This is a genomic window from Caulobacter zeae (assembly GCF_002858925.1).
GTDB lineage: Bacteria > Pseudomonadota > Alphaproteobacteria > Caulobacterales > Caulobacteraceae > Caulobacter > Caulobacter zeae.
Genome location: NZ_PJRS01000023.1, coordinates 172,242 through 185,731, shown reverse-complemented (window position 1 = coordinate 185,731; position 13,490 = coordinate 172,242). Strand labels below are relative to the sequence as shown.

The following is a 13,490-nucleotide window of genomic DNA, read 5'->3' as shown; positions in this document are numbered from 1 at the left end:
AGCCCCGCCGGCGGACCGGCGGGGCTCTTCAGAGCGGGCCTAGAACTTGTAGGCGACGCCGAACATGTAGGTGGTGCCGTACTTCTGGTAGTCGATGGTCCGGCGCTTATCGCCGTTCTCGTAGGTCCTGAACGGCTCGTCGGTGATGTTGTTGGCTTGCAGCATCAGCGACAGGCCCTCGAAGCGGCCTTCGCGGAACTCGTAGCCGATCTGCGCGTCGAGCACCGATTCAGCGTCCACCGTGCGGTAGATGCGGGCGGCCGACAGGCCGGCCACCTCGCCTAGGAACTTGCCGCGATAGCGGTTGCTGATCCGGGCGTTGAAGCCGTTGTTCTCGTAGTAGAACGTGGTGTTGACGACCTTCTTCGACAGCCCGGGCATGTCGATCGGGTCCATGTTGTCTTCCAGCTTCACTTCGCTGTCGGTCAGCGAGGCGCTGAACTGCAGGCCGAAGTGGCGCAGGGGCTCCCACAGCAGGTCGCCCTGCAGCGAGGTCGAGAACTCGACGCCGCGGATGAAGCCGCCCTTGCCGTTGTCGGGACCGGTGACCAGGCCGACGGTCGTGCCCAGCGCGGCCTGCTGGGCCGGGGTGAGCAGGTAGGTGAAGGCCGCGAAGTCCTTGTAGCTCGAGGAGTTCGAGTTCACGTAGTTCGACAGCTTCTTGTAATAGGCGGCCACCGAGACATAGGCCGAGCGGCCGAAATACTTCTCCAGCGACAGGTCCACGCCGTCGGCGATGTACGGACGCAGGCGCGGGTTGCCGCCGTTGGCGCTGAAGTACGACTGGCTGGGGTTGGTCGAGGTCAGGTAGGCCGGGTTCTGGTTGAACGACTGGCTGGCGCGCAGTTCGTCCATCCGGGCGCGGGCCAGGGTGCGGGCCAGGCCGACGCGCAGCAGGGTCTCGTTGCTGAGGTCGAAGGTCAGGTTCAGGCTGGGCAGAACGTAGGTGAACTTGTCGCCGTCGTCGGTCGACATCGGGTTGGCGACGTTGTTGGGATCGACGGCCACGCCGGTCGAGAACTGGTCGGTGTAGACCACCTGGACGCCGGCGTTGCCGGTCACCGGGATGGAGCCGACGGTGCTGTCGATGCCGAACTTGGCGTAGGCCAGGTGGACCTCTTCGCGCACCGACCAGTTGCGGGTCTGCACGGCGGGGTTCTGGTCGGCGATCAGCGTGTAGACGCCGTTCTTCAGCAGGTACATCGGATCATAGGCCAGCATGCCCTTGATGCCGATCATGTCGAGGCTGACCGTACCCAGGATCGCCGCGGCCGGGATGGCGCGGCTGGTCGGGGCGCCGTCGGCGATGCGGCCGCCGAAGGTCAGGAAGCTTTCGTGCACTTCCTTGGACTTCTCGCGCAGGCTGCCGTTGTAGGCGAACTCGACGCTGTTGATCGGGCCCCAGGACAGGTCGCGCTTGGCGGCCAGCTTGACCGCCTTCAGCTCGTCCTCGATTTCCGGGGTGTTGTAGAAGCCGGCCTGGGTCAGGGCCCCGCCGGCCGCGCCCGCGCCCCAGCCTTGCGGGTCGGTCAGCACGATCTGGGCGGCGTTGGTGTAGTCCAGCGTCGAGCTGAACATCGTGCCCGCGCCCGGCGTGGTGCGGAAGCTCAAGGTGTCGGTCGCGCCGCTGCCGCTGGGGCCGGTGCCCGAATAGGACTCGAAGATCACGTCCTTGCGCTCGGCGTGCGACCAGGAAAGGTCGGCCACGGCGGTCCAGCCGTTGTCGAACGTGTAGGCGGTGTTCCAGCCCAGCGAGGCCAGCTTGGCGTTGCGGGTGTTGAGGTCGTTGCGCATCACGCCCTTGACCCCGGTGTAGGTCCCGGCGGTCACGAAGCCGTCGGTGACGGTGTAGCCGGGTTGCAGCGAGGCCGAGCTCCAGTAGAGCGGCAGCTCGATGCCGCGCAGGATCTGCTTTTCCTTGAAGTCGGAATAGTAGGCGTCGAGCGAGGTGTGGAACTTGTCGTTCGGCTTGTACTCGAACACGCCGATCACGCCGGTGCGCTTGAGGTTGTTGGACTGGTTGTAGGGCTTGGCGCCGCCGATCACCAGGTCGTTGGCCGTGCCCGTGGTCGGATAGCCCCAGGCGTTGAAGCGGCGGCTCTGGGTGGGCGAGGAGATGTGCGAGACCGACAGGGCGACGCCGACGGTGTCGTCGGCGAACTGGTCGACGAAGGTGGCGCTGAAGCGGCCGCCCTTGTCCTTGGCGTCGGGGTTCAGCTTCTTCTCGCCGTTCATCTCGTAGCGGGCGTTGGCCGAGATCACGGTCTTGCCGTAGTCGAGCGGGCGGATGGTGCGCAGGTCGACGGTGGCGGCCAGGCCCTGGCCGACGACGCCGGCGTCCGGGGTCTTGTAGACCACCACGCCGCTGAGGATTTCCGACGGATACTGGTCGAACTCGACGCCGCGGTTGTCGCTGGTCGAGACCTGCTCGCGGCCGTTCAGCAGCACGGTGTTGAAGTCGGGACCCAGCCCCCGGACCGAGATCGACTGGGCGCGGCCGTCCAGGCGCTGGGCGGTCAGGCCCGGCAGGCGGGCCAGGGATTCGGCGATCGAGGTGTCGGGCAGCTTGCCGATGTCTTCGGCCGAGACCGTCTCGACGATCGAGCTGGAGGCCTTCTTCAGGGCGATCGAATTCTCGATCGAGGCCCGGATGCCGGTGACGGTGATTTCCTCGACGGCGTTGTCTTCGGTGGTCTGGCCGGCGGCCGGGGTCTGCGCCTGGGCCGTTCCGGCGGCGAGCAGCAGCGCCAGGCCGGTGGCGGCCCCGCTCATCAGCGCCGCGCGGCGCAGCTTGAATCGGATGTCCATGTGTTCCCTCCCGCAAGTTGGTCCGCGCGGTTCTCCCGCGCCGTGTTGCGCAAATTACTGCAAACGCATTGCGACTTTTGCAACTGAAAAATGGACGGATTGTCATGTTACGTGACGTCAGGCCTGGTGAAGTCCGCATTTCAAAGGATTTTTGCGGCTATTTGGCCACAGTGCGGTAGGGCTTGATGGGCTGATCGCGAGGCGAATGGATTGACAGTCTGCAAACGGCTTTGCAAATCTATGCAAAATTGACCTGGGCGACGCATCGTTCAGGATCGCGACGCTAGGGATGGAGGGGCAGGGGATGAACACCCGCAATCGGTGGGGGCGGCTGGCGGCCGCGCTCGGCTGCGCCGGCATGGCCCTGACCGCCGTTCCGGCCCTGTCGGCCCCGGCTTCTGAAGCCTTCCGCGCCAGGCCTCCGCAGGACGAGGTGATCTATTTCGTCCTGGCCGACCGCTTCGCCAACGGCGACCCGTCCAATGATCGCGGCGGCCTGAAAGGCGATCGCCTGGCCACCGGCTATGATCCCGCCGACAAGGGCTTCTTCCACGGCGGCGACTTCAAGGGCCTGGCCGGCAAGCTCGACTATGTGCAGGGCCTGGGCGCCACGGCGATCTGGCTGGCGCCGATCTTCGCCAACAAGCCGGTGCAGGGCCCCAAGGGCCAGGAAAGCGCCGCCTATCACGGCTACTGGATCACCGACTTCACCGACGTCGACCCCCACCTGGGGACCAAGGCCGACTTCAAGGCCCTGGTCGACGCGGCCCATGCGCGGGGGATGAAGGTCTATCTCGACATCGTCATCAACCACACCGCCGACGTCATCAAGTTGAAGGAATGCGAGGGTCGCCGCTGCGAGTACCGCGGCAAGGCCGACTATCCGGTCAGCCGGCGCGGCGGGGTCTCGGGGGCGGCGATCAACGCCGGCTTCGCCGGCGACGCCGACGGCTCGGCCGAGAACTTCGCGAAACTGACCCGGCCCGACTTCGCCTATACGCCCTACGTTCCGGCCGCCGAAGCCGGGGTCAAGAAGCCCGACTGGCTGAACGACCCGATCTGGTACCATAACCGCGGCGAGAGCGATTTCGTCGGCGAGAGCTCGCTCTATGGCGACTTCGCCGGGCTCGACGACCTCTACACCGAGAACCCGCGCGTGGTGGCCGGCTTCATCGAGATCTACGGCCAGTGGATCGACGAGTTCGGCATCGACGGCTTCCGTGTCGACACCGCCCGCCACGTCAATCCGCAGTTCTGGCAGGCCTTCGTGCCGGCCATGCAGGAACGGGCGGCCAGGCGCGGCATCCCCAACTTCCACATCTTCGCCGAGGTCGCCGATCCCGATCCGGTGGCCTTGGCCCGCTCGACCGTGGTCGACGGCTTTCCGGCGCCGCTGGACTTCGCATTTCAGCAGGCGGTGACCGAGACGGTGGCGGGCAAGGCCGGGACCGATCGCTTCGCCAGGCTCTACGTCGCCGACGCGCTCTATCGCGGCGGCGAGGCGGCCGGGCCGCAGATCCCCACCTTCCTGGGCAACCACGACATGGGCCGTTTCGGCCGCCGGCTGCTGGTCGGCCATCCCCTCGCGCCGGACGCCGAGCTGGTCCAGCGCAACGCGCTGGCCCACGCCATGCTGATGTTCCTGCGCGGCGCTCCCACCCTCTATTACGGCGACGAGCAGGGCTTCACCGGCGACGGCGACGACAAGGACGCCCGCGAGGACATGTTCGCCAGCCAGGTGGCCGTCTACAACGACAACCGCCTGATCGGCGGCAAGGCCGGATCCGCCGATCGCTACGATGCGACCGCGCCGCTCTATCGCGACATTTCCGGCATGGCCAAGGTACGCGCCGCCGAGCCGGCCCTGCGCTCGGGCCGGCAGATCATCCGCGCCGCCGGCGACAAGCCCGGCCTGCTGGCCGTCTCCCGCATCCTCCAGGGCCGTGAAGCCCTGGTCCTGTTCAACACCGGCGCGGCGCCGGTGGACGCCCATGTCGAGGTCGAAACGACCTCGGGCGCCTGGCGCTCGGTGGTCGGGGCCTGCGCCCCGGCGGCCGCGGCCCCCGGCAGCTATCGCGTGACCATCGCGCCGCTCGACTACAAGATCTGCGTCTCGGAGGGCGCGCGCCAGTGACGACCGAAAGCTTGACCAAGCCCGCCGACGCCTCCCTCGCCACGCCCGCCGAATGGTGGCGCGGGGCGGTGATCTATCAGGTCTATCCGCGCAGCTACGCCGACTCCAACGACGACGGGGTGGGCGACCTGCCGGGGATCACGGCGCGTCTTGAGCACATCGCTTCGCTCGGGGTGGACGCGATCTGGCTGTCGCCGTTCTTCGCCTCGCCGATGAAGGACTTCGGCTATGACGTCGCCGACTATCGCGACGTCGACCCGATCTTCGGGACCCTGGCCGACTTCGACGCCCTGATCGACAAGGCCCATCGCCTGGGCGTGAAGATCATCATCGATCTGGTCTTCTCGCACACCAGCGACGAACATGCCTGGTTCGTCCAGGGCCGTGAAAGCCGAGATAATCCGTATGCGGATTGGTATGTCTGGGCCGACGCCAAGCCGGACGGCTCGCCGCCGTCGAACTGGCAGTCGGTGTTTGGCGGCCCGGCCTGGACCTGGGACGCCCGGCGCGGCCAGTACTACATGCACAACTTCCTGGCCTCGCAGCCGCAGTTGAACCTGCACAATCCCAAGGTCCAGGAAGCCCTGCTCGACATCACCCGCTTCTGGCTGGAGCGCGGGGTCGACGGCTTCCGCTTCGACGCCATCAACTTCTCGATGCACGACCCGGCCCTGCGGGACAATCCGCCCCTGCCGCCGGGCGGCAAGCGCACGCGGCCGTTCGACTTCCAGGACAAGGTCTTCAACCAGGGCCACGCGGACATCCCGAAGTTCCTGTCGCGCCTGCGGGCCCTGACCGACCAGTACGAGGGCCGCTTCTCGGTGGCCGAGATCGGCGGCGACCGGGCCGACGAGGAGATGAAGCTGTTCACGGCCGGGAACGACCGCCTCAACAGCGCCTACAGCTTCCTCTACCTCTATGCCGACGCGCTGAAGGACGAGCTGGTCCGCTTCGGCGCGACCTCGTGGCCGGGCGCCGAAGGCGAGGGCTGGCCGTCCTGGACCTTCTCCAACCACGACGCCCCGCGAGCGGTGTCGCGCTGGGCCCGCGGCCGCGATCGCAAGGCCTTCGCCGAGATGGGCCTGCTGCTGCTGATGACCCTGCGCGGCAACGTCTTCGTCTACCAGGGCGAGGAGCTGGGCCTGCCGCAGGCCGAGGTGCCGTTCGAGCGCCTGGTCGATCCCGAGGCCATCGCCAACTGGCCCCAGACCCTGGGCCGCGATGGCGCCCGCACGCCGATGCCGTGGACGGCCGGGGCGCTCAACGCCGGCTTCTCCACCGTCGAGCCGTGGCTGCCGGTGGATCCGGCCCACCTGCCCCTGGCGGTGGACGCCCAGGAGGCCGATCCCGCCGCCACCCTGCACGTCGCCCGCCGCCTGATCGGCCTGCGCGCGCAATGGCCGGCCCTGAAGACCGGCGGCATGCACCTCGTGGACACCAACACCCCGCTGCTCGTCTTCGAGCGGGGCGAGGGCGAGGCGGCGATGCTGTGCGTGTTCAACCTCGGCTTCGAGGCCGTGGCCTGGGACCTGCCGCAGGGCTGGACGCTGGTCGACAGCGTCAACCTCGGCGCGCCGGGAACGGTCCCGCCGCTAGGCGGCCTGCTGGCGAAGCGGGGGTGAGGACGCTCCTCAAAGCCCTCCCCCTCGATGGGGGAGGGTTGGGTGGGGGTGAACCCACGCCAGCCGGTTGGCCCGGCCAGCGCCGCGTCACCCCCATCCCCGACCCTTCCCCCATCGAGGGGGAAGGGAGTCTTCTTTCATCTCCCGTCATTCCCGCCCTTGTGGCGGGAACCCCTCTGTCAGCCGCACGTGCGAGTGGGGCGAACCGCTGGCGGTTCGCTTGCTGCTCAGCTGCGAGCGGAACCAGGGGGTCCCGCCACAAGGGCGGGAATGACGGGAAGAAAAGGGAAGGGGCGAGGGGCGCTCTACCCCCCGCAGCTTTCCCGGATGATCAGATCCGTCGGCACCCGCTCGCTGCGGCTCGCCCCCTGGCCGCTGGCGTCCAGCAGCTTGGACACCATCAGCCGTCCCGCCTTGGCGGTGTCCTGCGAGATCGTCGACAGGGCCGGACGAGAATAGCGGGCGAAGGGCACGTCGTCGTAGCCGATCACCGAGACGTCGCCGGGCACCGACAGGCCCGCGTGCTGCAAGGCGCGGATGGCGCCCAGGGCGATCAGGTCGGAGGCGGCCACGACGCCGTCGAACTTCACCCCGCGCTGGATGAGGCTGTCGATGCTGGCCTCGGCCGACTCGACCTCGAAGTGGGCCGGCACGATCAGGTCGGGATCGACGCCCAGGCCAAACTGCTCGACCGCGTCGAGATAGCCGCGGTGGCGCTGCATGGCTTCGGGCGCCTCGGTGTCGCCCAGGAAGACGATGCGCTTTCTACCGAGACGCGCCAGGTGCAGCGTCGCGCGCTTGGCCCCCAGCGGATTGTCCGAGCCCACCGAGCAATAGGCCTGGTCGGGCAGCTGGGCGCCCCAGACCACGAAGCGGGCTTCCGTCTCGGCCAGGCGGTTGAAGGCGGTGTGCAGCCAGGATTGGCCCAGGAAGATCACCCCGTCGGCGCGGCTGGTGGTCATGGCCGCCGACAGGTCTTCGAAGCTGCCCGGCGCCACGTGGCTGACCAAGATATCGCAGCCCCGCTCTCGAGCCGCCTCGCCGACGCCGGCGAACAGTTCGAGGAAGAACGGGTCCGAGAGCCGCCCCTCGCGGTGCTGCGGGCGCGGCACGACAATGGCGATCGTGCCCTCGGCGCCGATCGGGCCGGCGGGCATGTAGCGGCGGAACGGATAGTCCATCTCGCGCGCCAGCTTCCAGATCAGCTGCTTGGTGCGCTGGTTGACGGCGGGGCTGTCGTTGAGCGCCCGCGAGGCGGTGGAGATCGAGACGCCGGCCATCCTGGCCAGGTCTTCCAGACGCGTCGCCCCCTTGCTCACCGTGTCCCGCCCCTGTCGTCCGTAACGCCCGAAGTGGTGGGCGCAAAATTTGCCGCAAAATTTTTCACTGACCTGTTTAACGCATCGCCCGTCGTGCTTGGCAAGTGCGGCGAGGCGAGGTTTTCCGGAGTAGAAGCATGATCCTGCGCCTTCTCGCCGTGGCCGCCCTGGCCCTGGCGGCTTCGCCCGCGCTCGCGGCCGTCACGGCGACCGCAACCTCGCCCGACAAGGTGCTGAGCTTGACGGTGACCACCGACAACGATGGCCAGCCGACCTACGCCGTCAGCCGTCTGGGCCGGCCGGTGGTGGCCGCGTCGAAGCTGGGCTTCATCCTGGTCGACGCTCCCAAGCTGCAACGCAATTTCGAGGTGACCGACCAGCAGACCCGCAGCGTCGACGAGACCTGGGACCTGCCCTGGGGCGAGCGCAAGGCGGTGCGCAATCGCTTCAACGAGCTGCGCGTCACCCTGGTCGAGAAGACCCCCCTGCACCGCAGGCTCGACGTGGTGTTCCGCCTCTATGACGACGGCCTGGGCTTTCGCTACGAGTTCCCCGAGCAACCCAATCTGAAGACCGCCCGCATCGGCGAGGAACTGACTGAGTTCAGCCTGGTCGACGAGGCGACCGCCTGGTGGATCCCGGCCTATGAGTGGAACCGCGAGGAGTATCTCTACAACACCACGCCGGTCGAAGAGGTGTCGGTCGCCCAGACGCCGATGACCCTACGCACCAAGGACGGCCTGCACGTCTCGATCCACGAGGCCTCGCTCGTGGACTATGCCGGCATGAACCTGGCCCGCGCCCAGGATCGTCGCTTCAAGGCCAGCCTGACGCCGGGGATCGGCGAGGCCAAGGTCGAGCGCACGGCGCCGTTCCCCACCCCCTGGCGCACCTTGCAGATCGCCGACAGCGCCGGCGGCCTCGTGACCTCCAGCCTGATCCTGAACCTCAACGACCCCAACAAGCTGGGCGACGTCTCGTGGATCAAGCCGATGAAATATGTCGGCGTCTGGTGGGAGATGCACCTCGACCACAAGACCTGGGGCTCGGGGCCCAAGCACGGCGCGACCAACGACAACGTCATGCGCCACATCGACTTCGCCGCCAAGCACGGCTTGGGCGGGGTGCTGGTCGAGGGCTGGAACAAGGGCTGGGACGGCGCCTGGTTCGCCGACGGCTCGGATTTCAGCTTCACTGAATCCTACCCCGACTTCGACCTGAAGAAGCTGACCGACTACGCCAGGAAGAAGGGCGTCGTGCTGATCGGCCACCACGAGACGGCCGGCAACACCGTCGTCTACGAGCGCCAGATGGACGCCGCCTTCGACCTCTACAAGTCGGTGGGCGTGCCGGCCGTGAAGACCGGCTATGTCGCCGACGCCGGCGGCGCCCAGGTGACGGGGGCGGACAGCAAGGCCCACTTCGCCTGGCATGAAAGCCAGCCGATGGCGCAGCATCACCTGCGGGTGCTCGAAGCCGCCGCCAAGCGGCAGATCGCCATCAACGCCCACGAGCCGATCAAGGACACCGGCCTGCGCCGCACCTATCCCAACTGGATCAGCCGCGAGGGCGCGCGGGGCATGGAGTTCAGCGCCTGGGGCCAGCCGGGCAACCCGCCCGAGCACGAGGCCAACCTCGTCTTCACCCGCCTGCTGGCCGGGCCGATGGACTACACGCCGGGCATCTTCGGCATGAAGACCAAGGCCCCCGACGGCGTCGCCACCACCTGGGCCAAGCAACTGGCGCTGTACGTGGTGATCTACAGCCCGATCCAGATGGCCGCCGACCTGCTCGAGAACTACGAGGCCAACCCCAAGCCGTTCAAGTTCATCGAGGATGTGCCGGTCGACTGGGCCGACACCCGCGTGGTCAACGGCGAGATCGGCGACTTCGTCACCATCGCCCGCAAGGACCGCAAGAGCGACGACTGGTACCTGGGCGCGATCAGCGACGAGCAGGGCCGGGTGCTTTCGGCGCCGCTGTCGTTCCTGGATCCGGGCCGCAAGTATCGCGCCGAGATCTATCGCGATGGCGAGAAAGCCGACTGGAAGACCGCCCCGCAGGATATCGTCATCGAGTCCCGCGAGGTGACGGCGGCCGACGTTCTGGAGCTGAAGCTGGCCCCCGGCGGCGGCCAGGCGATCCGCTTCGTGGCGCTGAAGCGGTAACGCTTCCTTGCCGGTTCGGGGGCGGTGCGTGTTCCTCGTCCCTCGACGAGCTCAGGATGAGGAACAGGGCAAAGGCCGCTCAGTCGAAAACCTCACCCTGAGCCTGTCGCAGGGCGGGGTTTTCGCATCCCTACCCGAACACCAGCGACCGGTGCGCGCCCACCCCCGCCAGCACGCCGTCGGCCGAGGCCAGGGTGGCGTTGTGGTTGGCCCTCGCCGCGTCGCCGGCGGCGAAGACGCCCGCCACGCTGGTGGCCTTCCAGTCGTCGGCGCTGATCAGCGGTCCCAGAGGGCCGTCCTCCTGCGCGCAGCCCAGACGCTCGGCCAGCGGGCTGGCCATGCGCACGGTGGGCGAGGCGAAGATCGCCTCGATGGCCACGATGCGGCCGTCGGCGAGGCGCGCGCCCGACAGGTCCGGCTCGTCGCCCAGAAGCTCGATCACCGGAACCTCCTCGATCGTGACGCCCCGCGTGATGAGCTGCTTGCGGGTCGCCGCGTCGATCGGCAGGCCCTGGCTGAACAGGGTGGTGGGGCCCCAGTCGGGGATCATCTGGGCCTTGTGCAGGTCCATCGGGCCGCTGGCCAGCACGCCCAGCCGGCGGTCGCGGGCCTCGTAGCCGTGGCAGTAGGGGCAGTGCAGCACGGTGGCGCCCCAGCGGGGCTTCAGGCCCGGGATGTCGGGCAGCTGGTCGGCGACGCCGGTGGCCAGCACCAGGCGCTTGCTCCGCAGGCTGCGGCCATCGCCCAGCGCCACGGCGAAGCCTTCGCCCTCTTGGCTTGCGTCGCGGGCCTCGCCCTCGACGAACGATACGGTGGGATAGGCTGAAAGCTGGCGGGCCTCGCGCAGGATCTCGAACGGCGCCTTGCCGTCCTGGCCGAGAAAGCCGTGCGAGGCGTCGGCGAAGCGGTTGCGGGGCAGGCCCGCGTCGACCACCAGCACGTCGCGGCGGGCGCGGGCCAGCTGCATGGCGGCGGACAGGCCGGCGAAGCTGCCGCCGACGACGATGACGTCATGACTCATGATGGGGGTCCTTGCAGCCCGCCGCCGCCAGCACGACGCGGCGCGGGCCGATCTGGGCGGCCAGGTCCGCCAGGGTGATCTTGGAAAGGCGCTCGTCCAGCAGGCGGCGGGCCTGGGCCACCGCGTCGTCCAGCGCGGCGTTGACGGCCTGTTCGACCAGGCAGCCCGGGCTTTCCTCCGCCTTGCCCAGCGCCAGCAGCGGCTCGTCCAGCGCCGCCTGGATGTCGGCCAGGCTGACGGCGTCGAGCGGCTTCAGCAGCGTCCAGCCGCCGCCGTGGCCCTTGGTCGAGCCGACGATGCCGGCGTCGCGCAGCCCCGCAAAGGTGCGGCGGATGACCACCGGATTGGTCGCGGCCCAACTGGCCAGGACCTCCGAGGTCAGGGCCTTGTCGGCCTGTTCGGCCATGTGCAGCAGCACGTGCAGGGCGACGGAGAGGCGGCTGTTCCGTTTCATGTAATTATATATGTTACGTGACGGAGCAGGGCGCAAGGGGGCTCCTCTCTTCCTCCCGTCATTCCCGCCCTTGTGGCGGGAACCTCTCGATCAGCCGCAAGGGCGGATGGGGCGGCGTGCTCAGCACGCCGCTGGCGCTTCACGTGCAAGTGGAGCCAGGGGCGCCACAAGGCGGGAATGACGGGAGCGGTGGTGCAAATTTATGAGAATTATTGCTGAGTGCGGGTGACTTTCTGTCTCGTAGAGGTCTCGCGAGAGACTGAAAAGCGGTCGCCATCAGCGCTATACACACCCGAAAACTCCCAATAACCTACACTTCCTCATTGCGTCGCCCGTCTCCCCATGCGCAAATACGCGCCGAAAAGCGCATTGCAAATATTTGCGCAAACGGCCGGGCCAACCGGCGGCGTCAAGGCGGGGAAGCGATGACCAAGGCCAGGCTGAGCCTCTTCCAAATCTGGAACATGTGCTTCGGGTTCTTCGGGATCCAGATCGGCTTTGGCCTGCAGAACGCCAACACCAGCCGCATCTTCCAGACCCTCGGCGTCGAGATCGACCACCTGGCCATACTGTGGATCGCAGCCCCGGCCACCGGCCTGCTGGTTCAGCCGATCATCGGCCACCTGTCCGACAAGACCTGGGGCAAGCTCGGGCGCCGGCGGCCCTACTTCTTCTGGGGCGCGATCCTGACCACGGCCGCCCTGGTCCTGATGCCCAATTCGCCGACCCTGTGGATCGCCGCCTCGGCGCTGTGGATCATGGACGCCTCGATCAACATCACCATGGAGCCGTTCCGGGCCTTCGTCGGCGACAACCTGCCCGATGAGCAGCGCTCGACCGGCTACGCCATGCAGAGCTTCTTCATCGGCATCGGCGCGGTGCTGGCCTCGTGCCTGCCGTGGATCCTGACCAACTGGCTGGACGTGGCCAACACCGCCCCGGCCGGCCAGATCCCGCCTTCGGTGCGCATCGCCTTCTATGTGGGCGGGGCGGCGTTGCTGGCCTCGGTGCTGTGGACGGTCTTCTCCACCCGCGAATACTCGCCCGAGCAGATGGCCGCCTTCGAGGCCGCCGACGCCGCGGCCAAGGGCGAGGCTGTGACGACCGAAGCCGGCCCGGGCCGCGCCGTTTCCGCCTACCTGACCGGCGGCGCGATCTGGACGATCGTCGGCCTCGTCGTCGCGGCGGGCGTCTACGCGGCCAAGCTGGAGAAAGAGCTCTACGTCCTGGCCGCCCTGATCGGCGGTTTCGGCCTGGCGCAACTGGTCGCCGGCCAGCTGAAGCGGGCTGGGCGCACGGGCAACGGCTTTTCCGAGGTGGTCGAGGACCTCTTCGCCATGCCCGCCACGATGAAGCAACTGGCGGTGGTGCAGTTCTTCTCGTGGTTCGGCCTCTTCGCCATGTGGATCTACACGACCCCTGCCGTCGCCGCCTTCCACTACGGCGCGACCGACGCGACCTCGGCCGCCTACAACGCCGGGGCCGACTGGGTCGGGGTGCTGTTCGGCGTCTATAACGGCGTGGCCGCCCTGGCGGCCCTGCTGATCCCGGTCATCGCCCGCGCTGCGAGCCGCCGCGTCGCCCACGCCCTATGCCTGGTGCTGGGCGGGCTTGGCCTCTTGTCATTCCTCGTGATCCGCGACCCGAAGCTCCTGGTCATCGGCATGGTCGGCGTGGGCTTCGCCTGGAGCTCGATCCTGTCGTCGCCCTATTCGATCCTGTCGGGCTCGGTGCCGGGGCGGAAGATGGGCGTCTACATGGGCATCTTCAATTTCTTCATCGTCATCCCGCAGCTCCTGGCCGCCACGGTGCTGGGCCTGCTGCTCAAGACCTTCTTCGGCGGCCAGGCGATCTATGCGCTCGTTCTGGGCGCGGCCTCGTTTCTAATCGCCGCGGTTTCCGTCTTCGCCGTCAACGACCCCGGCGAGCCCAAGCGGCTGGCCAAGTCTGCTTCGTGAGGCCCC

8 protein-coding genes are annotated in these 13,490 nt (G+C 68.0%); 4 read left to right on the top strand and 4 right to left on the bottom strand.

Going from position 1 to position 13,490, the window contains the following annotated elements:
- Positions 1-39 precede the first annotated feature (39 nt).
- Positions 40-2,808, bottom strand: coding sequence for a TonB-dependent receptor (locus SGCZBJ_RS14240; RefSeq protein WP_101718653.1), 2,769 nt, complete (start codon positions 2,806-2,808; stop codon positions 40-42).
- Positions 2,809-3,112: 304 nt separating this feature from the next.
- Here SGCZBJ_RS14240 and SGCZBJ_RS14235 point away from each other — a divergent pair, with 304 nt between their 5' ends.
- Together SGCZBJ_RS14235 and SGCZBJ_RS14230 are read left to right on the top strand one after the other, a co-directional pair.
- The gene (locus SGCZBJ_RS14235) at positions 3,113-4,942 is read left to right on the top strand and encodes an alpha-amylase family glycosyl hydrolase (RefSeq protein WP_101718652.1); all 1,830 of its coding nucleotides are present in this window, start codon (positions 3,113-3,115) and stop codon (positions 4,940-4,942) included.
- Entirely contained in the window at positions 4,939-6,564 is a 1,626-nt protein-coding gene (locus SGCZBJ_RS14230; RefSeq protein WP_165799326.1) for an alpha-amylase family glycosyl hydrolase, read from the top strand. Before SGCZBJ_RS14235 ends, SGCZBJ_RS14230 begins: the two co-directional genes overlap by 4 nt.
- 305 nt (positions 6,565-6,869) lie before the next feature.
- Here the strand turns inward: SGCZBJ_RS14230 and SGCZBJ_RS14225 are convergent, their stop codons facing one another.
- A complete protein-coding gene (locus SGCZBJ_RS14225) occupies positions 6,870-7,883 on the bottom strand; it encodes a LacI family DNA-binding transcriptional regulator (protein ID WP_101718651.1) in 1,014 nt (337 codons plus the stop codon).
- Between the two features lie 137 nt (positions 7,884-8,020).
- Between SGCZBJ_RS14225 and SGCZBJ_RS14220 the strand changes: the two genes are divergently transcribed.
- A complete protein-coding gene (locus SGCZBJ_RS14220) occupies positions 8,021-10,051 on the top strand; it encodes a glycoside hydrolase family 97 protein (RefSeq protein WP_101718650.1) in 2,031 nt (676 codons plus the stop codon).
- Between the two features lie 130 nt (positions 10,052-10,181).
- Here SGCZBJ_RS14220 and SGCZBJ_RS14215 read toward each other — a convergent pair whose 3' ends face one another.
- Both SGCZBJ_RS14215 and SGCZBJ_RS14210 read right to left on the bottom strand, forming a co-directional pair.
- The gene (locus SGCZBJ_RS14215; RefSeq protein ID WP_101718649.1) at positions 10,182-11,072 is read right to left on the bottom strand and encodes an NAD(P)/FAD-dependent oxidoreductase; all 891 of its coding nucleotides are present in this window, start codon (positions 11,070-11,072) and stop codon (positions 10,182-10,184) included.
- Positions 11,062-11,526, bottom strand: coding sequence for an RrF2 family transcriptional regulator (locus SGCZBJ_RS14210; protein WP_101718648.1), 465 nt, complete (start codon positions 11,524-11,526; stop codon positions 11,062-11,064). The genes SGCZBJ_RS14215 and SGCZBJ_RS14210 overlap by 11 nt, the downstream gene beginning before the upstream one ends.
- 425 nt (positions 11,527-11,951) lie before the next feature.
- Between SGCZBJ_RS14210 and SGCZBJ_RS14205 the strand changes: the two genes are divergently transcribed.
- Positions 11,952-13,484: an MFS transporter gene (locus SGCZBJ_RS14205; RefSeq protein ID WP_101718647.1), complete on the top strand. Its 1,533-nt coding sequence runs from the start codon at positions 11,952-11,954 to the stop codon at positions 13,482-13,484.
- Positions 13,485-13,490 lie beyond the last annotated feature (6 nt).

Excerpts from the sequence above, each read along its gene's own strand:
- SGCZBJ_RS14240 (WP_101718653.1), bottom strand. The coding sequence starts at position 2,808 with ATGGACATCCGATTCAAGCTGCGCCGCGCGGCGCTGATGAGCGGGGCC.
- SGCZBJ_RS14235 (WP_101718652.1), top strand. The coding sequence starts at position 3,113 with ATGAACACCCGCAATCGGTGGGGGCGGCTGGCGGCCGCGCTCGGCTGC.
- SGCZBJ_RS14220 (WP_101718650.1), top strand. The coding sequence starts at position 8,021 with ATGATCCTGCGCCTTCTCGCCGTGGCCGCCCTGGCCCTGGCGGCTTCG.
- SGCZBJ_RS14215 (WP_101718649.1), bottom strand. The coding sequence starts at position 11,072 with ATGAGTCATGACGTCATCGTCGTCGGCGGCAGCTTCGCCGGCCTGTCC.
- SGCZBJ_RS14210 (WP_101718648.1), bottom strand. The coding sequence starts at position 11,526 with ATGAAACGGAACAGCCGCCTCTCCGTCGCCCTGCACGTGCTGCTGCAC.
- SGCZBJ_RS14205 (WP_101718647.1), top strand. The coding sequence starts at position 11,952 with ATGACCAAGGCCAGGCTGAGCCTCTTCCAAATCTGGAACATGTGCTTC.